The sequence below is a fragment of the Lactiplantibacillus argentoratensis genome, from assembly GCF_037290055.1.
Classification (GTDB): Bacteria; Bacillota; Bacilli; order Lactobacillales; family Lactobacillaceae; genus Lactiplantibacillus; species Lactiplantibacillus plantarum.
The window spans coordinates 1,788,347-1,814,615 of record NZ_CP147647.1; the positions used below are offsets into that span (position 1 = coordinate 1,788,347).

Genomic DNA, 26,269 nt, shown 5'->3' on the forward strand with positions numbered 1-26,269 from the left:
CTCAATTAGTGATTTTGATCATCAGCTTGTGCGGCTAACATTTTCTCAATATCCGTTAGCTGTTGCTGGTGGGTTTTGAAATATTGACTGTCCAATTTCTGCGCACGTTCAAACCAGTTTGCATACGGTTTTCCCAAGACCATTGCGGTCAGTCCTAGGTTAAAAGCGGCTCGGCCAGATTGGGGGTCAATGTCGTATGCACGCTGGTAGTAATCCGATGCCTGCCGATTATTGCCTAATGCAAGTAATATATCTGCTACTAACAAATTGGCGTCAGCTTGTTGTGGGCGAGCCTCCTGTGCCGTAATGGCCCAGACTAAGGCATGCTGGTAATCGTGTTTCGCCATTAAAGCTTGCGCACTCATTAAATAGGCATCCTGTTTTAATTTATCATCCGTAATTTGTTGATAGTATGGTAATGCCTTGTCATAAGTTTGAGCTTGATAATAGACGTTGCCCAGCGCGTAACGCAGATAGTCGGCCGCGGGCTGTTGCTGTTCAAATTTTCCCAAAGCCTTCATGGCTAAAGCCTCGGCCTGTTCAAAATCCTGACCAGCCGTTAATAGTACCACTAGTTCATAGTAAGCATGATAGTCCTCGGGCTGTGCATCGATCTTGCCAATCAATTGGTGGACCAATGCTTGCTGTTCAGCTTTGCTAGGACGTGATATTTTGGCCATCTGAATCGCTTCCTTCTATATTAAATCGTATCTGTTGCATCGGGCCGACGTGATAAATACGACGTATCATTCCAATCTAATAGTTTGAAATGCTGACCGCGATCACGCGTTTCTAGGATCGTAGTGGAGGTATTCGACAAGCCACCCCGTTGCCGCAACGTCGCCAGTGTCGCCCCCAGTAATGAGTTGACCAAGGCATTCAACGCCGCACCATGACTTACGATCAAAACATTGTCATCGCGACGCGGATTTGCCTGAACAATTTGCTTGATGGCCGGGGTCATCCGCTTGAGCAACTGTTGGAAGCTTTCCCCCTGAATCGCGGTCGGGTCATACTGATCCGGATGATTTCGAAACGCATCGAATTCGGCCGGGTACTTTGCTTCCACATCCGTGAAGGCCATGCCTTCCATCTTGCCGAGATTGAATTCCCGCAAGCGGCTCAGTACCGTCAGTGGTAACTCTGATTGTGTCAGATCATCACGCAGGGTCATTGCCGTGTCACGCGCCCGTTTCAACGGACTAACGTAGATGTGACTAAAATGAATATCCTGGAGTGCTGCCGCTAATTCATGAATTTCTTGGTAACTCGTTGGCAATAATGGTGAATCCCCTTGAGAGCCTTGATAGCGCCCTTCAAGATTCCACTCCGTTTTTCCATGGCGAACAAATAATAATTTTGTCAATTGCTTACTTCCTTACTCTAGCGTCTTGATTCCAATCTTATTTCCCAGCAAAGGACTCTCAAAACCGAGTGTGAGTGCAGATGAGTAAGTATCATGTGGCTCATCACAATCGCGGTTATGTGAGCCCTGCTAATGACTCAAATAACGGGTCGATGGCCGCCATCGTTCGTCACGGCCACAACGCGTCTTACGTTCTATATTATGACAGTTTTCAGACTAATTTTCAAAATCTGTTCACAAATTTTAACGATGATTACGATACTATTCGACACCTGCGGATTTGACGACCTACTCAGTGAAATAAAATGAGTACCGTCCTAATCTACTCAGCAAAAATATAATTATGTAAACTGTATTCAAGAAAACGACACCCCATCTTTATCCAAGTATCGATAACCACCACCGTTTCTGTGTCATTGGTATTTCTTCCCCGAAATTGCGTCATAAAAAAGTGGTAAGTAGCTGTGAAACACTACTTACCACCACTCGTTATCATGGTGTTGGCACAATCGCCAACGTCCAAGTAATGGTGCTTTGATAATCACCAGATGTTGCCAATGGCGTTGCCGGTAACTGTAATGAACTCGGTGCCACATCAAAGGTTTTACTCTGATGACCAGTCTGCCGATAGACAGTTGCAGTCGAGCCATCTGTTGGGATAGTCTGCTGTAACACCCCCGTCGTGTCTTTGAGCATTAGCCGAGCCGTCTTGATCGTTGCATCCCCCGCAGTGAACGGACTCAAACTCGCCATTAATTGCCAGTCGGCCCCAACAGTCCGATCGTCAATCACGGCCAACCGATAATCGTTGTTACCGTCGTAGCCGTCATTAGCTTTGATGGCGGTCGCATCCGTTGCCAAATCGGTTCCTTGCGCGAGTCGTTGCAAGGTTAGCGTTCCAAAATCAAAATTTGGGACCGCACTCAGTGACAAGTGCCCGCCACTTGTAACCGTTAACAAAGCGGCGTTAGTCGTCACCGTCTGTGGCTTACCATTGACCGGATAACTCAGACTCGCATAGTAAGCCGTGCCATCATCATCCGCATTAGTGGGCACCCTGAGCGTATAACTCGTATCCTTGATATTCAGCGCTGTCGCTTTACCATTCTTGACGCGGTACCAATTGCTGACAGTCACACCCTCAGGCAACGTTGGTAAGGTAAACGTTGCGGGTGTTCCTTCGACAACCGTCACATCTTGTAACGCCCCAATCAAAATCTTGACGCTATCGCTCAGACCATTGGAAGTCCCGGTAATCGTGACCGTCCCGTGATCATCCGCTTTGCCAGAATTATCGGTCGCGGCGTCTGTGGCAGTCACATTCCCATATTCATCAACGGCCGCTAACGACGGGTCACTGCTTTTCCAAGTAATTGGATCCGTGGCGTCTTCAGGCGTCAGTGTCGCGTGTACCATGGTCGCTTGTGCATTATTAAGCCACGCGTCATCGCTTGTCACTTTGATGCCAGTCGTTACTACCCGGGCGGGCGTGACCGTCACTTTCGCAATTTTGGACCAGTAATCGGGGAACGCCCCAACCCCGGAGAAATCATACTGCACCTGAAAATAAAGATGCGTTGTTTTGGACACTTGTGGCGCAGTGAAAGTGTATGTTCGACTATTAGTGCCAACCTTCTGATAAGTTTGACCCTCGTCCGTTGATTCCCACCATACATACTTGCGGCCACTCAACAGACTAGTCGCCGCCTCAAGCGCACTTCGCTGGGCCCGGACCGACAACGTCACTGAATTACCACCAATCACATTGGAATCGATGGGCTGTTGTGAAAAACCACCCGATAGATTCAAACCTAGGATGGAACTCGGCGGACTGCTCGGCGACTGGGGTGCCGTTTTGGCCGCTAAGGTACTCGTGGCAACGCCCAACCCAACCAGCAGACTGAGTACCATCAAGCAGCAAGTCTTAACTAACTTTCTCATCGTTCCTCACTCCTTACGCGAACGCCGCTGGCCAAACCAGTACGCCGCCATTAGAAGTGCCAGGAGAACGACTAGCACCACAGCACCCCACAGCCACCAGTTGACCTTCCGTGGCCCAACCAAATGATGATTATGTTGTTGGGCCCGTTCTGCAGTCAAGGTAAAGTCACGGGTGAAATTCCAGACACGTTGGCCACTCGTCAGATGCAATTTTAGTCGGTACTTTCCCGCGGCTAAATTTTGCGTACCCAACGCAATCTGATAATTAAACCAGCTGTTCGGTGCCATTGATCCTGATTTAAGCTGCTGCGTGGCAACGGTTTTTCCCGTCGCGCGTTGAATAACGCGTGCTTGAATTTTGAGTTGTCCAAAAAGTGTCGGCGTCAGATTACGGAGCTTGGCAAAGAGTACTGGTTGCCCGTTAGTGGGCGTCACCTTAACCTCATCGAGGGCTAACTTAACTGGGATCGTCACTTGCGGCTGACACCAAAGCGCCACCGCGGTAACTTCGGCATAGCGGTTCTTCAACATAAAACCTTGACTCGTCGTTGGTCTGGCCGCATTAGCGGTTGGATTGGTGACAAAGAGGCCACCTAGCACCTCCCCTTGGAAGCCAGACCTGGGAATCGTGGTCTTAAAAGCCACCGTTTTCGCTTGATGAGCCGCTAACTTAACTACGACGCCACTTGACGTCATGTCAGTAAACGTCGTCGTGGCAGATGGATCATGCCGCTTAGACGGCACGTACGCGACGCTGCCTGCATCTGAGGTCGTTGCGTTGACTGGTGTTACCTGCAACGTAATTGCTGATTTACCAGGATTGCTGACGGAGACTCTGAACGTTGACGTCGTTCCCGGCGTGACCTTCATATTAAAGTAACCCGCCTGCTTATCTAGTTGATCCTTGGGCAGTAGGGGTGTCAGAATAAAACCCGATGCGGGTGTGTTAGACGCCGCTTGACCAGGTAATGACCCTAAAAGCCCGCCTAGTAGCAATGCCAACACTAATAACCACCACTGACCGATTTGTTTCCATCGCATTCTAAACACCCCCACTTCACTTAATCATTGACTAGCGACGCGTGACGACCGGTTGAACCTATGAAGCTGCTTTTGGTGTTGCTGCCGCCGCTGCTGGCGCATTTTGTAGCGTCCAGTAGAGCGTTGCCGTGTACGTTCCAGCAGAGATATTAGACTGTTTACCGACTTGTAACGAACTGCTGGTCGCGGTCGTCGCTGAGTTGGATCCTTCACCGGTATCTGCAGCGGCATTCCATAACGTTTGCGGGCTTGTGACCCACCCGTTGGTCACTTCACTTTGATTCAAACTTAACGCGGTTGGTGCCGCAGTATTCGCATTATCAGCGGCACCCTTAGTCATATTCAGATTCAACGTGGCGGAGTCGACTTTGGCTGCGCCTGCGCTGAACGGGCCCATCCCAACTGTCAATGTCCAGCCAGCATGATTCCCCCGAAAGTCACTGACGTTTAAGGTCCCACTACCATTGCCATCATAGCCGTTGCCGCCTGACGTGTTACTACTTGTCGCATTTAACGTTGTAGCGGTCGATGCAATGTTTTTGACGTTCGTCGAACCTAACGCAATATTTGGTACGGCATCCAACGTTAATTCACCAGGCATGACCGTAAATTGGGCATTCGATAACGCTTCCGCATTACCCGTACTATCCGCAACATAACCAGACGAGACTGTCGTCAAATTGTTGCTTGCTGTTCCGGGTCCGGCCGCTAATGCCGCTAAGGGCATTAGTGCCAGTGATAGTAAAGTCACGCCACCACTTAACCCGGTCATTAATTTAAAAGTTCGCATGTTGCTTCCTCCTTCTCAATCGACTGCTTTTCCAGTCGCCTGCTACCATATTAGTTTACTAATCACTTTATGATTCCGCTTTCACCGTCCTCTTCCCCTGACGCCAACCATAGTTTAGCATGTATACCAATCGAAACTGCGGGCTATGTTTTGATTCATTAACTTTCCATATTAATTAGACGCCCGACACCAACCAGCCAAATGAGGGGCTACCAACAACTATTGGCGCACAAAAAAACATCAAGGCCCGTTTTCCTTGATGTTTTTGCATAATTAATTCATTTATTTTTTTAACGCCTCATCCAGCGCAATGACACCCTTGACTGGACCAACTACGGTAATCACATCATGGAGCGCCATCATATCCGTCGGCTTGGGTGAAACGTCAATGTGCTTATCGTGTTTGATTGCAATTACAGTCAGGCCAAACCGCTGTCGGATCTTTAAATCGATCAGATTCTGATTAACAAAGTTCGGATCCGTGATTTCAATTGCGGCCAACGTATACTCATCACTTAAGTCAATAAAGTTCAAAATATGGTTGGAAAGGATGCGGTGGGCAATGCCCTGACCCATATCACGTTCTGGAAAGACGACTTGGTCAGCGCCGACCCGCTCCAGGACCCGCCCCTGATCACTGGTTTCAGCTTTGGCGATAACTTTTTTAGCCCCCTGCTCCTTACTCAACATTGTGGTCAGGATGCTGGCTTCCATATTATTGCCGATACCAATAATCACGTAGTCAAACGTATCGACGTTCAGGTCACGCAGCACTTGCTCATCGCGAGTGTCAGCAATCATTGTCTGTGTGGCGACGTCCATCAGCTCGTTAACTGGTTCTTCTTTAATATCAACGGCCAAGACATCCTGATGAGCGGCGGCAAGCGCCCGAACGACACTCTCACCAAACCGTCCTAGACCAAATACTGCAAAACTTTTTCGCATGTTCCCCACCTAACCAATCAAAATATTTTCTGCCGGGTAACGAATCAAATTAACCCTAGCCTGACGTCTGGACAGCGCGTAAAGTGATGTAAAAATGCCGACCCGACCAATAAACATTAACATCATGATGACAATCTTCCCAATTAAAGTCAGGTTGGGTGTCAATCCCAAGCTGAGTCCAACGGTCCCAAATGCTGATAACACTTCAAACAAAACGTATTCCAAGCCGAACCCCTTCGGAATTTTTTCGGTCTGCGTCAAAATCAGCGTTGCTACCGTTAACACAATGCTGGCCAAGAAAATCAGCATTAACGCCCGATTAATATTCTCCTGACTAAAACGACGGTGACTGAACTCAACATCACGGCGACCACGAAGCTGGGCAATGCTTTGGAACATCAAGACGCCAAACGTCGTCGTCTTGATCCCACCAGCAGTCGATCCCGGCGTCCCACCGACAAACATCAGAATCATAATGACCAATAAACTCCCCGCCTGCAACCCTTGCGTGGGCATCGTGATTAAACCAGCGGTTCGGGGCGTGACACTCAAAAACAGCGTATTGATCGTGCGGTTGACCCATGACATCCCATTTGGGAGTAGCGCTAAGTCCCGCTCAGTAATCAACAACAAGACAAAACCGATGACAAATAAACTGAAGGTTGTCAGGAGTGTCAGCTTGGAATTTAATGTCAGTCGTTTGCGCGTGTGGTACAACAGCACGTCCCGCCAAACTAGGAACCCGAGACCACCCGCAATAATTAGGACCATTGTGACCGTCAGGACGTACGGATCATCACGAAAACCTTGCAGACTATCGCCAAACACATCAAAACCGGCATTACAAAATGACATGACCGCATGATACAGAGAAACGTACAGTCCGTGACGCCAGCCAAATCGAGGCACAAAATCGACTGCCAGCAACCCGAAACCACCTAGCTGGAAGAGCAGTGACAAACCAACGACATACTTCATGACACTTTTGGTATCACTCAATCGTTCTAGGTTTAAAGACGCTTTGACCATCAACTGCGTGGAGAGACCAATTTGACGACGCATAATATTAAAGAGCAGTACCGCAAAAGTCATGTAGCCCAACGCACCGACTTCCGAAAGTACAAGAATCACCAACTGCCCAAACGTCGTCCAGTGCGCGGCCGTATTGACGACGGTCAAGCCAGTGATGCACGTTGCTGAAGCCGACGTAAACAGCACATCGATCAACGATGTGTGTACATTTGCCGGTGTCGCCCATGGAAGACTCAGCAAGACCGTCCCAATCAGAATTAATACAATAAACCCGGCTACCATTTTCTTAGATAGCGTATCAAAAAGTCTAAAATGTGCTAATTTTTTCATTATCATTCCATCCCGCAACAACTTATTGATTTCAACCAATCCGTCCGATTGATCACACTCCATTTAGCTTAATCAACCTAGGCGAGAAAAGCAAGTCCCACTCCGCTTTGACGTGCACCAGCAACGGCCGCTCCGATTTGTCCCACAATAAAAACCGCTGATCAAGCCAAGCTGATCAGCGGTCAATCAATTATAAACTAAACATACTGCAAGACGCGCTCATCATTATAAGCCGCGTCAATCATGCCGGAACCTAAGCATTCCTCACCGTTGTAGAAAACAACGGCTTGTCCAGGAGTAATCGCCCGAACTGGATCGTCAAAAGTTACGGTAACTTCCGTGTGGTCATCATTAAAATGCACCGTCACACCGGAATCTTTTTGCCGGTAACGGAACTTCGCCGTCACGTGGAAGTCATTACCTAAGTCTTCATCAGTCACAAAGTGTAAGTCGGACGCCTTTAAGTGGGTCGCGTACAGGTGCGGATTATGGTAACCCTTGCCAACATACAGAATATTCTTCTTCAGATCTTTGCCGACCACGAACCATGGCTCGTTGTCCTCGCCATCACCACCAATACCAAGTCCGCGGCGCTGGCCGATCGTGTAATACATCAGCCCGGCGTGCTCACCCTTCACCTGACCATCGAAAGTCATCATCTTACCGGGCGTTGCTGGTAAGTAATGGCCTAGGAATTCCTTGAAGTTCTTTTCGCCAATGAAGCAGATCCCAACGGAGTCCTTCTTCTTAGCAGTTGCTAAGCCCGCGTTTAAAGCAAGCTTACGAACATCAGGCTTCACCATTTCGCCGAGTGGGAACATCACCTTTTGTAAGGTCTTTGAATCCAGCTGACTCAAGAAATAAGTTTGGTCCTTGTTACTGTCAACGCCACGCAAGAGGTGCATCGTGCCATCTTCATCATGCTGTAACCGCGCATAGTGACCAGTAGCAATGTAGTCCGCCCCTAAATCCATCGCGTAATCTAGAAACGCCTTAAACTTAATTTCTTTGTTGCAGATAACGTCGGGGTTCGGTGTGCGGCCCTTCTTGTATTCGTCTAAGAAGTACGTGAAGACCCGGTCCCAATATTCCTTCTCGAAGTTAATCGAGTAATAAGGAATCCCAATCTTATCCGCCACTTTGGCAACGTCTTTATAATCTTCGGTCGCGGTACAGACACCATTTTCGTCCGTATCGTCCCAGTTCTTCATAAACACGCCCACCACGTCGTAACCTTGCTGCTTCAAGAGCAACGCCACCACGGATGAATCAACACCACCACTCATGCCGACAACGACACGCGTGTTACTGTGATCAGTCATACTTTTCACCATCATTTCCAAAAGATTCTGGAGAATCCACGATTTGAAGGTCGTACAAGTCCAGTAAGTTCCATTATAACAAAGAAAACGCCGGCTGCAAGCCAGGCGTTCCCTGATTAGTCCGTCGTGAGGACATCGCGTTCAATAAAGTTAGCTAAAATATACCGTAATTGTTCAACGGCCTCCGGATGGGCGTCATTTTTGAAGATATTTGCCCGTTGGACACCATTGCCCGTTACCGTCGTCATCTTAAACCCAGTCAAGTCCGCGTTAACTGTCATCTTCAGCTTAAAAGCTGCTTGATAAGGTGAAGTGGGATCCAAGGAACGTTCAAAACTAAACGCGCCCGAGCGACCCTTCACAAAACCCAAATCCATCAACGTGTATTTCTTGACCGTTGGACTCAGCGTATACGTCTTAGTATCCCCATCTAGTTTAACCGTTGTTGTGTATGCCATCGTCACGCCCCCTGCTTTTTTAATAAGCGCTGCGTCGTCTTCGTCAGCACCGTAACAAACTGATCCAGATCCGCTTTCGTCGTATAGCGGCCAAAACTCAACCGAATCGACTCACTGATCCGAGGTGAGTCTTCGCCAAACATTGCAATTAAAACGTGTGATGGTTCTAGGCTCCCCGCCGTACATGCAGAGCCCCCAGATACTGCAACACCACCTAAGTCCAGGTTAGTTTGCATTGTATAGGTCGATACCCCTTTGATCCATAAGTTCAAAACGTGTTGCAAGTTATGCTCACCGAGTGACCCGTTGACTTCAAAATCAACTCCGTTAGCCGTTAACTGGTCAACGATGTATTGCTTGAACTCACGATACTTAGCCTGCCGGTGGGCCTTCTCAGCGGTCGTCAGTTCTTGCACGGCCGTGGCAAAGCCCGCGATTGCCGGGATGTTCTCAGTACCGGCACGGCGCTTATCTTCCTGTTCGCCACCCTTGACAAAGCTAGGGAAGTTAATGCCATTGCGTTTATACAAGAAGCCCAAGAATTTAGGCCCATTGATTTTATGTGCTGAGGTGGACAACATATCAATATGATCCCGTTGCACATCAATATCCAACAACCCGTAGGCCTGCACTGCATCCGTATGGAACCATGCCTGGTGATCCTTTAACAATTCACCAATTTCATGGATTGGCATCTGTGAACCAACTTCATTATTCCCGGTCATGATTGAGACGAGAATCGTATCAGGACGTAGTGCCGCCTTCAAATCATCCAGACTAATTTGTCCCTGTTCATTCACGGGTAAATAAGTAATCTCAAACCCATGTTCTGCCAAAAAAGCAGTCGATTTAAGAATTGCTTGATGTTCGATTGCCGTCGTAATAATATGCTTGCCTAAATGTTGGCGCGTCCACGCGGTCTGCATCACCGCCGTATTATCACTTTCTGTACCACCACTGGTAAAGATAATGTCATCGTCAGCTGCGTTAATGCTTTGGGCAATCACGTGCCGACTATCGTCTAAAACTTCACGGGCGGCCCGACCGAATGCGTGGGTGCTTGAGGCATTGCCAAACGTATTCGTCATTTGATCCGTCATCGTCTGAATAACGGACGCTGCCATTGGGGTCGTTGCCGCATTGTCTAGGTACACTTGCTTCATTACATCATACTTCCTTCTAAATAATTCTTAGTTATTAGCATCGCTGCGATACATCTGACTAATTTTGCGCCGCAAATAATGCAAGTAACATCGCTGCGGACTGCTTACCCGCTTCCAGGATAAATTCGTCAAAACTAACACCGGCATTTTCATCACCGACATCGGACATCGCGCGAATCACCACATATGGCGTCTGGAACTGGTGACAAGCTTGACCAATTGCGGCGCCCTCCATTTCACTAGATAGTGCTTCTGGAAAGTGTGCTAAAATCTTATCGGTAGCCGCCTTACCTGCGATAAATTGGTCACCGGAAACAATCAGTCCAGTCTTGGCATTCAAACCGGTTGCCTTGGCCGCCGCCATGATTTGCTTTACCCAATTGGCATCCGTTTCGTAGTATAGTGGCTGTTGTGGTAATTGGCCATATTCGTAGTCAAAGGCCGTCGCATCAACATCGTGATAAGCAGTTGCCTTAGCTACGACAACGTCACCGACATGCAAACCAGCGCCAATCCCACCTGCAGAACCAGAGTTGATGACAACGTCCACATCAAAGTTAGTAATCATTAAAGCCGTAGTCATACCAGCTTGCACTTTACCAATGCCCGATTGCACTAAGACAACTTCCTGCTGATCAATTGTCCCATCATAGAACGTAATATCCTTAATATTAACGATCTTTTCGTCTTGCAAAGCGTCCCGTAACGTTTTAAGTTCTTCTTCCATCGCACAAATAATTCCAAATTTCATGTGAGCCTAGCGCCTACTTTCTATGGTGTTAAAAATAAAATTAAAAAGACAATAATAATCCCAACGACTAGTCCAGCAATCGCCCAATTCAATTTGCGGGCTAGCCGTTTCGTCTTGGCTTCTTCAACAGCCCGGTTGTTCTCAGCAGCGTACGCTTGTCTGGATGCACTGGGTTCGGCCGTTGGTGATTCTTGCTCCTGAGTATCGTGACCAGTTGGCTGGCTACGTTGTTGTCGATATTGCTGTCTGGTGAGTCGATCATCATCTGCCACTATGCTTCAACTCCTAACTCAGGGTGACTTTGCCAGTACCAAATCGCCATTACGGTTTTGGCATCCTGAATCTGACCAGTCTGAACTTGACTGACAGCCGTCGCGAGGTCCAGCTTGATGAGCCTAATTTGTTCGTCAGGGTCTTGTGGGAATGCCGTTGCAACCGCACTCAGACCGGTAGCAACGTACAACTTCATTAGTTCGTCCGTAAACCCGGGTGACGTGTAGAATTGGGCGACTGCTTCTAAGTGCTGAGCTGTCAATCGTGTTTCCTCATTTAATTCGCGGACGGCCGCCTGGTCCATGGTCTCACCGGATTCGACCTTACCAGCTGGAATCTCGACGGTCAGCCCACCGGTTGCAGCGCGCCACTGTTGTTCAACAATCATTTTATGTTGCGCGGTAATCATCAGCATCGCGACGGCCGGCTGGTGTCGCACAATTTCACGTGTTGCCGTCGTTTGATCTGGTAAAGTGACTTCTTGTCGTTCGACCTGTACCAACCCGCCTTGATAAACCAACTGACGACTCTGAACCCGTTCCTCAAATGTCATTGATCAAGAACCCCTTTCAGTGTCTGCTCTCTCAATAAGGATACCGATTTTTTAGCTCGATTGCAATTTTCAACTGGGCGATTTCGGTAATTTTAACGAACCCGCAAAAAATGGGCTAACGAGCGACCAATTTGGCTCCTTAACCCATTTTTCCAATTCTTAAAATCAAGCGGACCAATTGACACTAATCGCCATTAGGCCTTTGCAAGGTTAGCGACAAAATCTTCATAAGCAACCTGCTCACCAGTTTCCGTTGCGGTAGCTGGGCTGTAGTCGCCCTGAAGCGCATCTTCTAATGGCAAAGTCACGATCCGGACGAACGTCGCGTTACCGATCAATTCCATCCAGTATTCTTCATCGGCACCTTGGTGAACAACGGTTTTGACCATCCCACCAGGATTGGTGACGTGGATTTCTTGATTAAAATCGGTACTTTCTTGGTGTAATAACACGTACATCAATGAGGAAGCCGACATCGCCGTCCCACAAGCATTGGTAAAACCAACCCCGCGTTCAAACGTGCGTACAAAAATTGAATTTGGTCCTAAGACTTCCACAAAACTAACGTTGACGCCATCAGGGAAAATTTGGTTTTTACCATCATTCATCCATTCACCGATACGTCCTAATTCGGGGCCAACCAACGTATCATGGTCAACGAACGCAATCAAATGCGGATTAGGCACCGCCACAGCTGAGAATTTCAAGTCAGCAGACAGCGCTGGAATCTTTTCATTAATAATTGTCGTCGCATCGTTATTCGCATGCATGCCAAGTGTCTGCGCGTCGAAAGTTACGGGTGAAATTTCAACACTGTAAGCTGGGACGTGGGCCGCAAAATCAGCAACGGCCTGCACCTTTAAGTCCGCATACATCGTCTGAACCCGGAAGTCTTCCTGACTATTTTGCGTGCCCAAATAACGAGCAACGGTCCGTAGCCCATTACCGCACATGCTAGCTTCCGTCCCGTCCGCATTAATGACCCGCATCCGACCAAGTACTTGTGGATGTTCTGATTTATCAACAACCAACACGCCATCAGCGCCATCGTACAAACCTGCGCCGTCACGTTTACAAATGTTAATTGCCAATTGCTTCAAATCCGCATCCGATAACGGTGCTTGAAATTGTGTTTGATCCAATAAATAAAAATCGTTACCAGAACCGTGTACCTTGATCATTTTCACAGCCATCAACATCCTATCTATATAAAATCGACCTTAATTTAAACTACTTCATTATCATACTGACTTTTTCATGAAAATTCAATTGCAAAGGACCATTTCTCATAATAACCATTCGAAGTCCTGCGCAACAACTGTATGTTCTCAATAACTATTAAAGATTGCCTCCAAAATACTGAGTCAAAAAATAACACCGCTTTTTGGCCCGTTGCCGCCCTGATCATCCAGCATTAAAGTCTGCTGCCCAATCCAGAAGCCTGGCTATCAGCAAAAAAAGTGCCACCAATCAGTCCCGTTCGACTGATTAGTGGCACTTTTCATAAGTTATCAAGACTCACGCTAAATTTAATTCAGATTAAGCTTCCAAACCAGTTGTTACTGATTCAGGGTAGTTTTCACGAACGATTGCGGCGCACCGTGCACATAACATCGGATAAGCCTCGTCACTGCCAACATCGGTCTTAACCATTCGGCAACGATCACAAACGTCACCGTCAGCATGGCCGACCTTGATGGCTAACGTGTCACCAAATGTTTCTGCGTCTTCAGGCGCGTCACTTAACGCGTGTAGATCTAATGCTGAAACCATCAGCATCTGCCGAACATTAGTGTTCAGATGATCTAAGAAGGCTTGCGTATCATCATCAACATACAAATCCAAGTGTGCTTCCAAGGATTTACCAATCAACTTAGCATCCCGGGCTTCTTCCAACGCCTTTAAGACGTTACTCCGAAGATCCATGAACCGCGTCCATTGAGCCATCAACTCGTCGCTGTTCGCATAATTTTGAACAGCTGGCATCTCAGCTAATTGCGCAAATTCTTCTGGTTCCTTCAAGAATGGCCAAATTTCTTCAGTCGTGTGTGGCAGCATTGGTGTGAAGAGCTTCGTCAAGGCAACCAAAACATCGTAGAAGACCGTTTGCATCGACCGCCGTGAATGGCTATCCTCGGCATCAATGTACATAATATCCTTGGCAATATCGAGATAGAAGTTTGATAAATCAACCGTCAAGAAGTTGATCAACTTCTTGTAGATATCCAAGAAATCATAATGATCGTAATGGTCCTTCGTCTCAGCTACGAATTCGTTCAACCGTGTTTCCATGTACTGGTCCACACTTGCTAAATCTTCATAAGCCACGCGGTTGGTCTTCGGATCAAAGTCTGCGGTGTTGCCTAACATGAAGCGTACCGTATTCCGGAACTTCTTGTAGGAATCGGCTACTTGCTTAAAGCTTTCCATTGAGACCCGAACGTCGGAACTGGTATCCACTGAAGCGACCCACATCCGAACGATTTCAGCACCCATCTGCTTGATAACATCAGCTGGCGCAATCGTGTTGCCCAGTGACTTACTCATCTTACGACCTTGATTATCCAACGTGAAGCCTTGTGACAAGACTTGCTTGTATGGGGCATGTCCAGAAACAGCCACACTCGTGATCAAGCTAGAGTTGAACCAACCACGATATTGGTCAGAACCTTCGAGGTATAGGTCGGCTGGATAGTCGAGGTATGGACGTTCGGCTAGGACACCTTGGTGTGATGAACCAGAGTCGAACCAAACATCCATAATATCGGTTTCCTTAGTGAAGGTACCGTTTGGTGAATGTTCGTTGGTATAGCCATCTGGTAAGAGGTCCTTGGCGTCACGTTCGAACCAAACATTCGAACCATACTTGCCAAATAAATCAGCTACGTGATTGATGGTTTCTTCGTCCATGATGGCAGTGCCATCTTCAGCATAGAAGATTGGAAGTGGCACGCCCCAAACACGTTGCCGTGAAATGACCCAGTCACCACGGTCACGAATCATGTTGTAAAGACGCTTTTTACCCCACTCTGGGAAGAATTCAACGTCATCCATTGACTTAAGGATCTCATCACGCATATCACCAACGGAAGCAAACCACTGCGGCGTTGCCCGGAAGATGATTGGCTTCTTAGTCCGCCAGTCAAATGGATAGCTGTGTTCGTATGGCATGTATTTCAGCAATAACCCGGCAGCCTTTAACTTATCCAGTGCAATCTTGTTAGCGTCATCGTAAAAGACGCCTGCAAAATCTTCGCCAGCTTCTGCCGTTAAGACCCCTTTGTTATCAACGGGGGCAAAGATTGGCAAGTCGTATTGTTTACCAATCCGGTAGTCATCTTCCCCATAACCAGGCGCAGTATGCACTAGCCCAGTCCCGGAATCAAGCGTGACAAAATCACCTAACATCGTCACTAATTGACGACTACTGTCAAAAGGATGTTCGCATAAAACGTTTTCGAGTTCCGCACCCTTGACCGTTTGAAGCACTTGAACGTCTTCCCAACCGAACCGTTCGGCATTTTCGTCCAATAATTCGGCCGCGAGCACAAACTTACGGCTTTCGCCAGCCGGTTGCACCACGACATAGTCAAAACTTGCATCGATGGTGATTCCTTCTGAAGCTGGAATCGTCCAAGGGGTCGTCGTCCAAACAACCATGTAAGTATCATCATCTAAGACACCCTTACCATCAATGACGTGTTCACCGTAGAAGGCGGATGGCGACGTCACATCATGGTATTCTACTTCAGCTTCTGCCAAAGCCGATTCAGACGACCATGACCAGAAGACGGGCTTTTGGCCCCGGTAGATCAGGTGACGCTTAGCAAACGCACCAAAGACGCGCACTTGAGCCGCTTCAAATTCTGGCTTTAACGTCAAGTATGGGTTGTCCCATTCACCAGCAACACCTAAGCGCTTAAACTCATCACGTTGACGATCGACTTGTTCTAACGCGTATTTGCGACAGAGTTCACGGAATTCATTGTCCGTCATCTTCTTACGATCGTAACCGGCTTGCTTTAACTTCTGTTCGATTGGTAGCCCATGGGTATCCCAACCAGGAACGTAAGGTGCCCGGAAACCATTCATCGACTTGTAACGGACGATGAAATCCTTCGTAATCTTATTTAAGGCGTGTCCCATGTGGATGTCACCATTCGCGTATGGTGGGCCATCGTGTAAGATAAAGCTTGGCTTACCTTCATTCAATTTTTGCCGTTGTTCGTAGACTTTATTTTCAGCCCACACATTTTGCCGTTCAACTTCTTTGACCGGTAAGTTTCCACGCATCTTAAACTTGGTCTTACCGAGGTTTAACGTTTCTTTAACGCGCATATTCTCACTCCTTAAAATTTTTTATCAAACAATCGTCATTGAATTTTTAGACACAAAAAAACTTCGTCCACCCAGGGACGAAGTTATCGTGGTACCACCCAATTTTAGAATTGTTTAAATTCTCTCTTAGCATGGTTAACGTCCATGGACCGGCCACCCTTACTCCATTCAGGGTGACGTTCGGAGATGATCTGCGACTATCTAAGGGACGACCGCCTTTCCATTACCGGCAGCTCTCTGGGCGTATTAGTTAATCGTTTACTGTTCTCCTCAATACATTCAATTCGCTTCAATTGTACCCCGTGATGACCTAACTAATTATTAGCGTTGTCATCATCAGGGAAGATAACCACCGTCTGTTGTTGGACTTGATCGCCACCGTCCGCAACGGGGGTCTCACCACTCGTTGCTTCCGTAATTTCAACGGTTGCTTCTGAGTTTACGCTCGCATCACCCGAGTTGTCAAGGCTATCTTCCTTTAAAACGTGTTGAATTTCGGCATAATCAGCCGTATTCGTTTCGCTAAGTAGTTGATCCCAATCCTTGCTCTTAACCACTTCTAACTGCGATTCTAACATCACTTGCAAACGTTGACGGAAAACCCGTGTTTGTTTCTTCAAGTCATCAGTTTCGACAGATAATCGTTTGGCTTTTTGGGAGGCTTCGTCAATCATTTGGTTCGACTTGTCGGTTGCTTCGCTCACAATGTCAGACGCTTGTTTCTGAGCTTCACGAGTGATAATGTCGGCTTCCTTCTTAGAGTTCGTCTTCACTTTATCGGCCGCTTCTTGAGCGACTAAGATAGATTGATTCAAGGAATCTTTCAATTCATTGAAATACTTCAATTTACCTTCACTCGAGTCAAGCCGTTCTTGGAGGTCTTTATTTTGTTTCAAGGTAATTTGATAATCTTTAATAATTTGTTCTAGAAAATCATTAACCTCGTCAATATTGTAACCACGCAGTTTCGTTGAAAACTCTTTGTTATGAATGTCATCTGGACTTAACACCATTAGAATTCCTCCAATATCTATTTACTATGAATAATATTTAACGTTATTCGCAGCCGCGCTTTCTTGGTCTCACCGCTAATTTCGGCAAGTCGGACACGACCGTAATGGTTCACACTCAGCATATCTAACAATGCTAGCTCGTAATCAGCTTTCGGCAAGTCAGCCCAATTCAGCCGAACCTTAGCACCTTCGATCAATTCCTTGGCGTGATGCCGCGACAAGTTGAACGCCGCTTTAATGATACTATCCGCACGTAGTGAACTGACCGTCGTGGTGACAGCCTCCCAGTCGTCTTCCGGTGTAATCACCGCTGACAACGGTACCACTGTTAAGTGGACTTTCGTCTTACCAAAACGATCGATCTGCTCCTCAAAATAGCTGGCCATTTCAGTTTCGCAAACAAATTGCCATGCCGTTCCATCGGTCACGATATCACCAAAGACATCGCGCTCAACACCAGCATTGGCAAGCGTACCGAGAATTTGACCGTGCTTTAAGGTCGCAAACTTCATGGGATAAACAATGTTAAACAGTGTGATTTGAAAATCGGCGGCCTCGGGTTCGTAATACACCGGGTAAAATAAGATCCGTTGTAACTCAGCACCTTCAAAGCCACCGGATGCCCGCATCCGCACATCGTCTAACTGGTTGACCAGTGTTTGCGCAATGTAGATTTGTCGCGGGTTCAAAAACGCAGTTAAGATTGGTCGGTACTGATCAGCTACTTGTCGCAGCCACCCAGTAACCTGTTCAATAAATGGGGCTTCACTATCGCGAAAATGTTGTTTTAAGTTATCATTCACGATACTATCCTCGTTATTTTAATTTAGTACATCAATAAAGTTATCAGATAAAATAGGCCACTCTCAGCTAATTGGAGCACTAGTAGCGCAATGATCGGTGAAAAATCCAGTCCGGCAATTGCGGGAATAAAGCGCCTAAAAATACTGAGAAATGGTTCACAGATTTGGCCTAAAAACCGGCCCACCCGGGTATTATAAGCGCCGGGAAACCATGACATCAAAATGTAAACCACAATGGCTAATTGGTACAGTTGAAACAACCGACTAATAATCGTCACTAACAGGCCACTCACTCCTTATAATTTGCTCGTATCAAACTGACTCGTAGTGCTTCCAGAAACTTCGTAATTTTCAGGGATGCAAAGAAAAATCTCATCACCGATGCGTTCAATCTCACCATTGATGGCAAAGACTGTACCAGTCAGAAAATCGACGATTCGCCGCGCCATCTCATCATCAACGTGATCAAAATTAATAATCACGGCTTGATTCTTCAACAGTTGCGTCGCAATTTCCTTCACATCCGAATAAATTTTCGGTTCGAATAGGGCAATTTTGCTATTCACCGACTTGCCCCCTTGCATTGGCACCACCTTGGGCGTGCTCCGAGTATTGGCTGCTGATTCAGTGGGGGCCGCCGCTTGTGAAGTTTCGGTGGGTTCCTCATACTGACTGTCAGAATCACCAACACCAAAAAAGTTACTAATGAATCCGGCCATATGCTTGCGCTCCCTTCACCGTTTTACTTACGCCGGCGCTTGAAGAATGGTGGTGTATCTAGCGAATCACCGCTGTTATCATCCTTACTATCGTCAGCTTGTGAGTTATCATTGAAGACATCAAAATCAGTTTTTTCCACGTTGTTAAATTCTTGACCATTGTTGACTGGCCGTGAATTGTTCGGTTCGCGCCGAATATCCCAATTACCGAATGGGTCGTTAGCTTGGGACTCACTTGATTGGGCCGCTTCACTCGTCGCTGGCTGGTCAGTTGGCGTTGCGAACATGCCGCCTCGTTGCTGACTAGCTTCACTACGACTAGGCTGGCTGTCCATCTTGAGTTCGCGTTGCTTCTGATCGATACCAGTGGCAATCACGGTCACCCGGACTTCATCGCCAAGACTTTCATCGATCGAAGTCCCAAAGATAATGTTAACATCAGTCGTTGCCGCTTGGGAAACAATGTCAGAAGCAGCTTGGGCTTCATACAAGGACATGTCGGGGCCACCCGTGATGTTCAGCAAGACTTGTTCGGCACCATCGATTGAAACTTCCAATAATGGTGAAGAAATGGCTTGTTTAGTCGCGTCCGCCGTCCGGTTTTCACCACTAGCAGAGCCAATACCCATCAGAGCGGAACCTTGGTTTTGCATGACCGTCTTAACGTCGGCAAAGTCCAAGTTAACGTACCCTGGTGACGTGATTAAGTCAGAGATACCTTGAACCCCTTGACGTAACACATTATCAGCTTCTTGGAAGGCTTCCATCATTGGAGTCTTCTTATCAACGATTTCAAGCAAACGGTTGTTAGCAATAATGATCAACGTATCAACGTTGTCTTTCATCTGAGCAATTCCTTCAGCAGCGTTACGAGCACGCTTAGGACCTTCAAATGTAAATGGACGGGTGACAACCCCCACTGTCAGCGCGCCGGAGTCCTTAGCAATTTTAGCCACAACTGGTGCCGCACCATTACCAGTACCGCCACCCATACCGGCCGTTACAAAGACCATATCTGAGCCTTGTAACGCTTCTGTCAAGGCCTCTTCACTTTCCTGCGCAGCCTTGGAACCAACATCAGGATTAGAACCTGCGCCTAATCCCCGTGTAAGCTTTGGTCCAAGTTGAATTTTAGTTTCGGCATTTGAAGTTTGTAATGCCTGCACATCAGTGTTGGCAACGATGAATTCGACGCCTTTAACATCTTCAGCAATCATCCGGTTAACGGCGTTACCACCACCGCCACCGACACCAATGACTTTAATATTAGCCCCTGAGTTCTGGGTTGAATCTAAAGAAAATTCCATGTTTTTTCCTCCGTCATTTCTATCCGATATTAATCAAAGAAGTGGTTGAAGAAGCCTTTGACCCGTTCAACAGTTCCTTTATGATTTGGATCAGCCTGTTCCTGCGTTTCCTGTGGTGCAGACTGTTTCTTAGTTGTTTTTTTAGGTTGTGATGCGGGTTGGCTGGGTGCTGGTGTTGCCTCAGCAAATTCCAACGCCACACTGGCACGTGTATCACCGGTGAGCGCGCTCTTAACGAGTAACGTCACTTCACTCAAGGCCGCTTGATATTTGATGACCGCTAACGCCTCATCAAACGACGGATGCCTCAAGCCCATTTGATTAGGCGTAAAGACGCGAACTCGCGTTCCAAAACGTTGCGCCGCCAAATCAGTGATACCGGGTAATGCTGCCACCCCACCAGTTAAAACAATGCCACCGGGGAGCTCGAGCGCCCGAATCTCATCCAAGTGCTGCTTGACCTTATCAAAGATCTGGTCTAGACGAGCCTCAATGATTTCTGCTAAGTATTGCTCACTTATTTGCTCCGGTGTACTTTGCCCAACAACATCAACTGGGAAAAGTTCATCATCCGAGGCCTGCTGAGCATCGGCATAGCCATAATCACGCTTTAACTTCTCGGCATTCTCGATCGATGTATTCAAAACGACCGAGATATCTTTGGTAATATACTGGCCGCCTTCTTGGTCAACGTAAGTATACTTCAATTGGTGATCATGTATAACTGCCGCAGTCGTTTGACCACCGCCCATGTCAATAATGATCGAACCAAAATCTTGTTCACCGTCATTCAGCACTAAGGAACTTAATGCCAAGGGCGCGATCACAATCTGTTCGATTTGCAGTCCAGCCTTTTCCAAAGCCTTCCGCGTATTGTGAATGATTGTTTTCGGACCAGTGAACAGGGTGCCGTGCATTTCAAGCCGGACCCCAACCATGCCACGTGGGTCCTTGATGCCATCAAAACCATCGACGACAAATTCATCGGGGATGACATCCAGTACTTCCCGCTCTGGCGGTAAACTCTGAACTAACGCAGCCGCCGCAACGTTTTGAACATCTTCATTATTAATTTCTTTGGACTCATCTGCCACGGCAATCATACCACGACAGCGTTCAATTTTAACCAGGTTAGCGGGAACTCCCGCAATCACCTTTTTTATTTCGATACTTGCTTTTTCTTCAGCTTGGCGTACTGCTGATCGAATCGTTTCGGCCGCCTTATCAATATCGACGATCACGCCACGACTTAAACCATTAGAACGTGCGCTTCCCACACCAATAACGTTCATTTGCCCTTTAACACGTTCAGCAACAATGACTTTTATTGAGGTGGTCCCTATATCAAGTCCGACATAAATTCCTGAATTATCCATAATAGAGGAACCTCCTAGTATTTTACATAAATATTCAAGGATTCGCTGACATATCCAGTTAATCCCTAGTTTACCATATCCTAAGCGCTTTTAAAAAGGTCACACTTAGCATTCTATCAATTATTCTGATTCTTGAACGGATAGGAGTATGCGCCCACCTCAAGATTAATAACACCCTTGGCTTTCATCTTCGCCGCAATCCCTGGATAGTAAGTCATCTTACTAGCAAACGTACTGATTGTTGCGTACACTTCATTGCCGTCATTCATATACAGATGGACCCGTTCGGGATTAGCCTTGTTCGGTGAAAATTTGATTTCAGAAATATTGTGTTTGACCGCCGATGGTAACTTCGCATACTGTGCAATCATCGTTGCTAAGCGGCGACCGCTTTTAAAGTTGGCATAGATCGGTGAACCACCACCGGGTTGAGAATAGGTTTCTTTCAAAATCAGCCCATTTTCCAGGATGCGCCGATAGTGTTGGCCGGTCGATAAGTAACCCGCAATGCGAATCTCTTTCACTGTCACCCGGACACCATTGAGCCCTACTAACTTGGTCGTGACCTTGCCAATCTGCGGCTGAGTATGTTCAGCGCGCTTCGTCGTCCGTTGATCGTGACCAATCACGGACCATAAAGCAACTCCGGGATTGATCTTGGTCGCCGTCTTGACCTGCGTGGCGGATAATTGATCATTACCATGCACGGTCACTGTCTGAACATGGCTCAGTGGTGAAATGAAATAACCGGCCACTCCGGCACCAAGTAGAAAACAGCCCATTAGTATCAGGACCCGTTTAAAAAGTAAGCGGCGCCGCTGGGACTTAAGCTTCGGTAGTTTATCACCAATTCGAAGCCGCTTACCAGACCAACTGTGGTGACTTTTTTGCGCTGCGCGATGGTTCTCAGCCGAATCGCGTTGGAATCGCTCCCAGGGTGTTAGCTGCTCGGGGTGTTCACGATCCTTGGACTTTTTATGAAAAATGGCCATCACACCCACCCTTTCACTCTAGTCTGCGTGCTACTTGATCACCGATTCTAAAACGTGTAATAACTGGTCAGCTGCGTCGGGCATCCCTAGTTTCTTCGCGTTAGCCGCCATCGTTTCGCGATGCGTGCTACTTTGGAGCAGACCATCTAAGGCAGCCACTAAGCTAGTTCCTGTTAGGTCGGCTTCCTTAATCAGTTCAGCCGCTCCCGCATTCACGAGACTTTGTGCATTCTTAGTCTGATGATCATTCGTCACGTATGGGCTCGGCACTAGAATTGAAGGAATTCCTAAAGCGGTAATTTCCGCAATACTAGTTGCGCCCGCACGACCAAGAATAACTGCGACCTCTGGTAAGATTGCAGGCATATTTTTAATGTACGGTTCGATTTTAACATTCGGAGCGAGCGCTGTCGCCGACAAGCCATTTTGAATCTTTTCGTAGTGCACTTGGCCGGTGACGAACAACGTCTGATAATCGCGTTTGTTCAGTTCAGGAATTGCCGCGACTGCTGCCGCATTAATGCGCGCAGCACCCCGACTTCCCCCAAAAATCAACGCCGTTGGAATATCAGGATCGAGGTCGAACTGCGCCAAAGCGCCACTTTTTTTAATGTTAGCCACTTGCTGTGCGCGAGGATTTCCAGTCATCACAACTTTTTGTGCGGGAAATTGCGACCGCGCACTTTCAAATGAAATGGCGATTTTATCCACAAACCGACTTAAAAATTTGTTGGTGACCCCAACAACTGAATTTTGTTCATGAATGACCGTTGGAATGTGCATCTGGCTCGCCGCAAAAACGACCGCCCCGCTCACGTAGCCACCAGTTCCGACCACGACATCTGGTTTGAACGCCTTAATGTACTTCCGCGCCGTAACCACGCTCTTTAAAAACAAATAGACGGTTTTAACGTTTTGTAATGACAACGAACGCTTAAAGCCCTGGATCTTGATCGTTTTAAAATCGATCCCACGTTCTGGCACAATGCGGCTCTCTAGTCCACGATGCGTTCCCACAAACTGAACTTGCGCTTCAGGATCATGTGCCTTTAAGGCATCGATCAGTGCCAGTGCGGGATAGATGTGCCCGCCTGTCCCACCGCCAGAAATCATTAATCGCATTAGTTTTCTTCCGCCTTTCCAGTTAACTGTTCGATTGCTTTAATAAATCGGTCGCCCCGCACTTCGAAGTTCGGGTACTGATCCCAACTGGCACAGGCTGGCGATAGCATAATGATGTCACCGGCTTGACTATGTTGCCAAGCAATTGGCACGGCTGTCTCACAGTTGTCCGTAAACTCAATATCTTGAATGCCAGCTAACCGCCCAGCGTCCGCCACTTTTTCCGCTGTCTCGCCGAAGACGATCAGGGCCTTAACGTGCGCTTTTAATGCGGGCGCGAGCTTCTCGAATGTATTACCACGGTCCAAACCACCAGCAAGTAAAATCACCGGCTGATCAAAGCCCTTCAAAGCCATCTCGGTCGAAACCAGGTTGGTTGCCTTGGAATCATTGTAAAACTGCCGATCCTCATACGTCTCGACGTATTGGGTCCGGTGTCGAACCCCCGTAAACGTCTTCAAGACTTGAACGATTCCTACAGTTGGGACGGCTTGAAGTTTGGCAACGGCAATCGCTGCTAACGCATTTTCCACATTATGATCACCAGGGATCCGGATATCGGCAGCATCCATAATGTATTCATCCTTGAAGTACAGCTTGCCGGCCTCTTCATAGGCGCCATCTTTCGTATTGGCTTGCCGTGAGAATGGGACGACGGTTGCTTGTGATTGCTTACTGAGTTGCCGCCATTCTTCACTATCCCAATTAATGACTAAATAATCATCAGCCGTTTGGTTCATGGTAATCCGCATCTTCGCCTTGACATAGTTCTCACGTGAGCCATGGTAATCCAAATGCGTCGAATAAATATTCGTAATGACTGCAATATGGGGGTGCAAAGTCCGAATACCACACAACATGAAACTCGAAAGTTCAGTCACCATCGTATCAGCTGCCGTCGCCTTTTGTGCAATCGCTGAGGCGGGCACACCAATGTTACCAGCAACGTAGGCCTTACCAGCATTGGTGCGTTGATTGAGCATCATCGTGATCATCGTCGTCGTCGTGGTCTTTCCGTTCGTCCCCGTTACACCAATCAGCTCACCTGCTAAGATTTGTGAAGCAAGTTCGACTTCGGTAATAACTGGAATTCCCTTTTCCTGAGCCCCGCTCACAATTGGATTGGAATAGGGAATACCGGGATTCTTGACAACAACTTTAAAATCCTCATCTAGTAGTGACAAGGGGTGACCACCCGTGATAACTTTGATCCCGTCGCTCAACAATTCCTGCGCATCCGGGTTCTCATCAAATTTCTTTTTGTCATTAACGGTCACAAACGCACCTAATTTGTGGAGCAACCGTGCGGCATTGACCCCGCTCTTTGCTAACCCAAGAACCAATACCTTTTGGTTACGATACTGCTCAACCGACTTCATAAACCAAGATCTCCCTATAATGTTTGTAGATGTTACTTAAATTGACGTGTTATGTGGCCGATGAGCCAACCCGTGGTCATCAGCAAATTATTCATGATGAGTCAGTGACCGGTTCCACGACATAATCTGCGGTAGGCAACGCAACCATTAAGAAATAATCGTGGCGTTGATAGGAATCGGCACTATTCAGTTGTGACCACCAGTGGATAAAGTCATACCGCAAAAAACAATTATGTACCGCTCACGCGGGCAACAATGCCTGTGTGAGCAAAATCAGAACTAAATAATCGTGGCAACACTAATGACAGCTGCCACTAAACCAATCGACCAAAAGACGATATCGATCTTCCATTCGCTCCAACCCTTCATCTCAAAGTGATGATGAATTGGGCTCATCAGAAAGATCCGTTTTCCCGTTAACTTGAACGAAGCGACTTGGAGAATAACCGAGGCCGTTTCAACGACAAAAATGATACCGATCAAAAGAAGCGATAATTCATGATGTAATAGGATCGACACGGCAGCTAAAGCCCCACCGAGCGCTAATGATCCCATGTCCCCCATGAAGATTTTGGCCGGTTTATGGTTGTAGACGAAGAAACCTAGTAGTGACCCTACTACAGCCAAGCAGAATAACATCACGTTATACTGATTTTGAGCGTATGCGATCACAGCATACGCGCCAAATGCAATAGTCGCCTGACCAGCAACCAAGCCGTCCAACCCATCCGTCAAGTTGACGGCGTTGGAAAAGCCCACTAGCCAGATGATGGCGAAGAGCATGTACCAAATCCCTAGTGACCAGATCCCGAAGCCCGGAATCCTAAGTGCCATCGGCAAATGTTCATGTTGATAGACTAACGTTAAAATTACCGCTCCGACGACTTGACCAAGCAATTTTTGCCAAGCCTTTAAGCCTTCGTTTTGTTTACGCCACAGCTTGATACTGTCATCCCAAAAGCCAAGTGCACCGTATAAGACAAGGATAAACATCAAAATCCAAGTGGTAGGTTGTAGCTGATGTTGCCACCCGCCGACCCATAGCGTGGTGACTAAGATTGCGATGATGAACAGCAAGCCCCCCATGGTTGGCGTTCCTGATTTTTTCTCATGCCACTTAGGACCTTCCTCACGAATCATTTGTCCTTCTTTACGAGCGCGGAAATACCGAATGAGTGACGGCATTAACGCAAACACAATAATAAAACCACTGATTAGGGTTGCACCCCACACTAATAAACTCACAACAATTCTC

The 26,269-nt window shown here is 47.4% G+C and carries 25 protein-coding genes and 1 other annotated feature; all 25 genes read right to left on the reverse strand.

Annotation, left to right across the window (positions count from 1 at the left end):
• Positions 1-5 precede the first annotated feature (5 nt).
• Positions 6-680 (reverse strand): tetratricopeptide repeat protein, encoded by a 675-nt coding sequence (locus V7R88_RS08365; RefSeq protein WP_057717477.1) that lies wholly within the window; start codon positions 678-680, stop codon positions 6-8.
• 20 nt (positions 681-700) lie between these two features.
• Entirely contained in the window at positions 701-1,366 is a 666-nt protein-coding gene (locus V7R88_RS08370; RefSeq protein ID WP_054396423.1) for a histidine phosphatase family protein, read from the reverse strand.
• A gap of 492 nt (positions 1,367-1,858) precedes the next feature.
• Positions 1,859-3,307, reverse strand: coding sequence for a WxL domain-containing protein (locus tag V7R88_RS08375; protein ID WP_060598989.1), 1,449 nt, complete (start codon positions 3,305-3,307; stop codon positions 1,859-1,861).
• Between the two features lie 6 nt (positions 3,308-3,313).
• On the reverse strand, positions 3,314-4,348 hold the full coding sequence (locus V7R88_RS08380) for a DUF916 and DUF3324 domain-containing protein (protein ID WP_057717474.1): 1,035 nt from the start codon (positions 4,346-4,348) through the stop codon (positions 3,314-3,316).
• Positions 4,349-4,406: 58 nt separating this feature from the next.
• Entirely contained in the window at positions 4,407-5,138 is a 732-nt protein-coding gene (locus V7R88_RS08385) for a WxL domain-containing protein (RefSeq protein WP_054396417.1), read from the reverse strand.
• A gap of 282 nt (positions 5,139-5,420) precedes the next feature.
• The gene (locus V7R88_RS08390; protein ID WP_054396415.1) at positions 5,421-6,083 is read right to left on the reverse strand and encodes a potassium channel family protein; all 663 of its coding nucleotides are present in this window, start codon (positions 6,081-6,083) and stop codon (positions 5,421-5,423) included.
• Positions 6,084-6,092: 9 nt separating this feature from the next.
• Positions 6,093-7,451: a TrkH family potassium uptake protein gene (locus V7R88_RS08395; protein WP_072535358.1), complete on the reverse strand. Its 1,359-nt coding sequence runs from the start codon at positions 7,449-7,451 to the stop codon at positions 6,093-6,095.
• 191 nt (positions 7,452-7,642) lie between these two features.
• Positions 7,643-8,767: a tRNA 2-thiouridine(34) synthase MnmA gene (gene mnmA / locus V7R88_RS08400; protein WP_003644602.1), complete on the reverse strand. Its 1,125-nt coding sequence runs from the start codon at positions 8,765-8,767 to the stop codon at positions 7,643-7,645.
• A 116-nt stretch (positions 8,768-8,883) separates the two neighbouring features.
• Positions 8,884-9,225, reverse strand: coding sequence for a DUF1831 domain-containing protein (locus tag V7R88_RS08405; RefSeq protein WP_003640843.1), 342 nt, complete (start codon positions 9,223-9,225; stop codon positions 8,884-8,886).
• Positions 9,226-9,227: 2 nt separating this feature from the next.
• Complete coding sequence (locus V7R88_RS08410; RefSeq protein WP_054396413.1) at positions 9,228-10,388, reverse strand: cysteine desulfurase family protein; 1,161 nt, start codon at positions 10,386-10,388, stop codon at positions 9,228-9,230.
• A 58-nt stretch (positions 10,389-10,446) separates the two neighbouring features.
• Positions 10,447-11,139 carry a 5'-methylthioadenosine/adenosylhomocysteine nucleosidase gene (locus tag V7R88_RS08415; RefSeq protein ID WP_003640845.1) on the reverse strand — a complete coding sequence of 231 codons (693 nt, stop codon included), beginning with the start codon at positions 11,137-11,139 and terminating at the stop codon, positions 10,447-10,449.
• Between the two features lie 20 nt (positions 11,140-11,159).
• Positions 11,160-11,411: a hypothetical protein gene (locus V7R88_RS08420; RefSeq protein WP_003640846.1), complete on the reverse strand. Its 252-nt coding sequence runs from the start codon at positions 11,409-11,411 to the stop codon at positions 11,160-11,162.
• Entirely contained in the window at positions 11,411-11,965 is a 555-nt protein-coding gene (locus V7R88_RS08425) for an NUDIX hydrolase (protein ID WP_003640847.1), read from the reverse strand. Before V7R88_RS08425 ends, V7R88_RS08420 begins: the two co-directional genes overlap by 1 nt.
• Positions 11,966-12,159: 194 nt before the next feature.
• Positions 12,160-13,158 carry a diaminopimelate epimerase gene (gene dapF / locus V7R88_RS08430; RefSeq protein ID WP_003645933.1) on the reverse strand — a complete coding sequence of 333 codons (999 nt, stop codon included), beginning with the start codon at positions 13,156-13,158 and terminating at the stop codon, positions 12,160-12,162.
• 346 nt (positions 13,159-13,504) lie between these two features.
• Positions 13,505-16,303, reverse strand: coding sequence for an isoleucine--tRNA ligase (gene ileS / locus V7R88_RS08435; protein WP_057717473.1), 2,799 nt, complete (start codon positions 16,301-16,303; stop codon positions 13,505-13,507).
• 70 nt (positions 16,304-16,373) lie between these two features.
• Positions 16,374-16,586 (reverse strand) — a binding site (T-box leader).
• A 31-nt stretch (positions 16,587-16,617) separates the two neighbouring features.
• A complete protein-coding gene (locus V7R88_RS08440; RefSeq protein WP_054396405.1) occupies positions 16,618-17,316 on the reverse strand; it encodes a DivIVA domain-containing protein in 699 nt (232 codons plus the stop codon).
• A gap of 17 nt (positions 17,317-17,333) precedes the next feature.
• Positions 17,334-18,119, reverse strand: coding sequence for an RNA-binding protein (locus tag V7R88_RS08445; protein WP_054396404.1), 786 nt, complete (start codon positions 18,117-18,119; stop codon positions 17,334-17,336).
• 23 nt (positions 18,120-18,142) lie between these two features.
• A complete protein-coding gene (locus tag V7R88_RS08450; RefSeq protein ID WP_057717471.1) occupies positions 18,143-18,397 on the reverse strand; it encodes a YggT family protein in 255 nt (84 codons plus the stop codon).
• A gap of 18 nt (positions 18,398-18,415) precedes the next feature.
• The gene (locus tag V7R88_RS08455) at positions 18,416-18,838 is read right to left on the reverse strand and encodes a cell division protein SepF (RefSeq protein ID WP_057717470.1); all 423 of its coding nucleotides are present in this window, start codon (positions 18,836-18,838) and stop codon (positions 18,416-18,418) included.
• 23 nt (positions 18,839-18,861) lie between these two features.
• Positions 18,862-20,145 carry a cell division protein FtsZ gene (gene ftsZ, locus V7R88_RS08460; RefSeq protein ID WP_003640854.1) on the reverse strand — a complete coding sequence of 428 codons (1,284 nt, stop codon included), beginning with the start codon at positions 20,143-20,145 and terminating at the stop codon, positions 18,862-18,864.
• Between the two features lie 29 nt (positions 20,146-20,174).
• Positions 20,175-21,521 carry a cell division protein FtsA gene (gene ftsA, locus V7R88_RS08465; protein WP_054396400.1) on the reverse strand — a complete coding sequence of 449 codons (1,347 nt, stop codon included), beginning with the start codon at positions 21,519-21,521 and terminating at the stop codon, positions 20,175-20,177.
• A gap of 116 nt (positions 21,522-21,637) precedes the next feature.
• Positions 21,638-22,513, reverse strand: a complete 876-nt coding sequence (locus tag V7R88_RS08470; protein WP_054396399.1) for a cell division protein FtsQ/DivIB — start codon at positions 22,511-22,513, stop codon at positions 21,638-21,640.
• A gap of 30 nt (positions 22,514-22,543) precedes the next feature.
• A complete protein-coding gene (murG, locus tag V7R88_RS08475; protein WP_057717469.1) occupies positions 22,544-23,635 on the reverse strand; it encodes an undecaprenyldiphospho-muramoylpentapeptide beta-N-acetylglucosaminyltransferase in 1,092 nt (363 codons plus the stop codon).
• A complete protein-coding gene (murD, locus tag V7R88_RS08480) occupies positions 23,635-25,014 on the reverse strand; it encodes a UDP-N-acetylmuramoyl-L-alanine--D-glutamate ligase (protein WP_057717468.1) in 1,380 nt (459 codons plus the stop codon). The genes murG and murD overlap by 1 nt, the downstream gene beginning before the upstream one ends.
• Positions 25,015-25,293: 279 nt before the next feature.
• Complete coding sequence (gene mraY / locus V7R88_RS08485) at positions 25,294-26,259, reverse strand: phospho-N-acetylmuramoyl-pentapeptide-transferase (protein WP_054396394.1); 966 nt, start codon at positions 26,257-26,259, stop codon at positions 25,294-25,296.
• Positions 26,260-26,269: the final 10 nt, after the last annotated feature.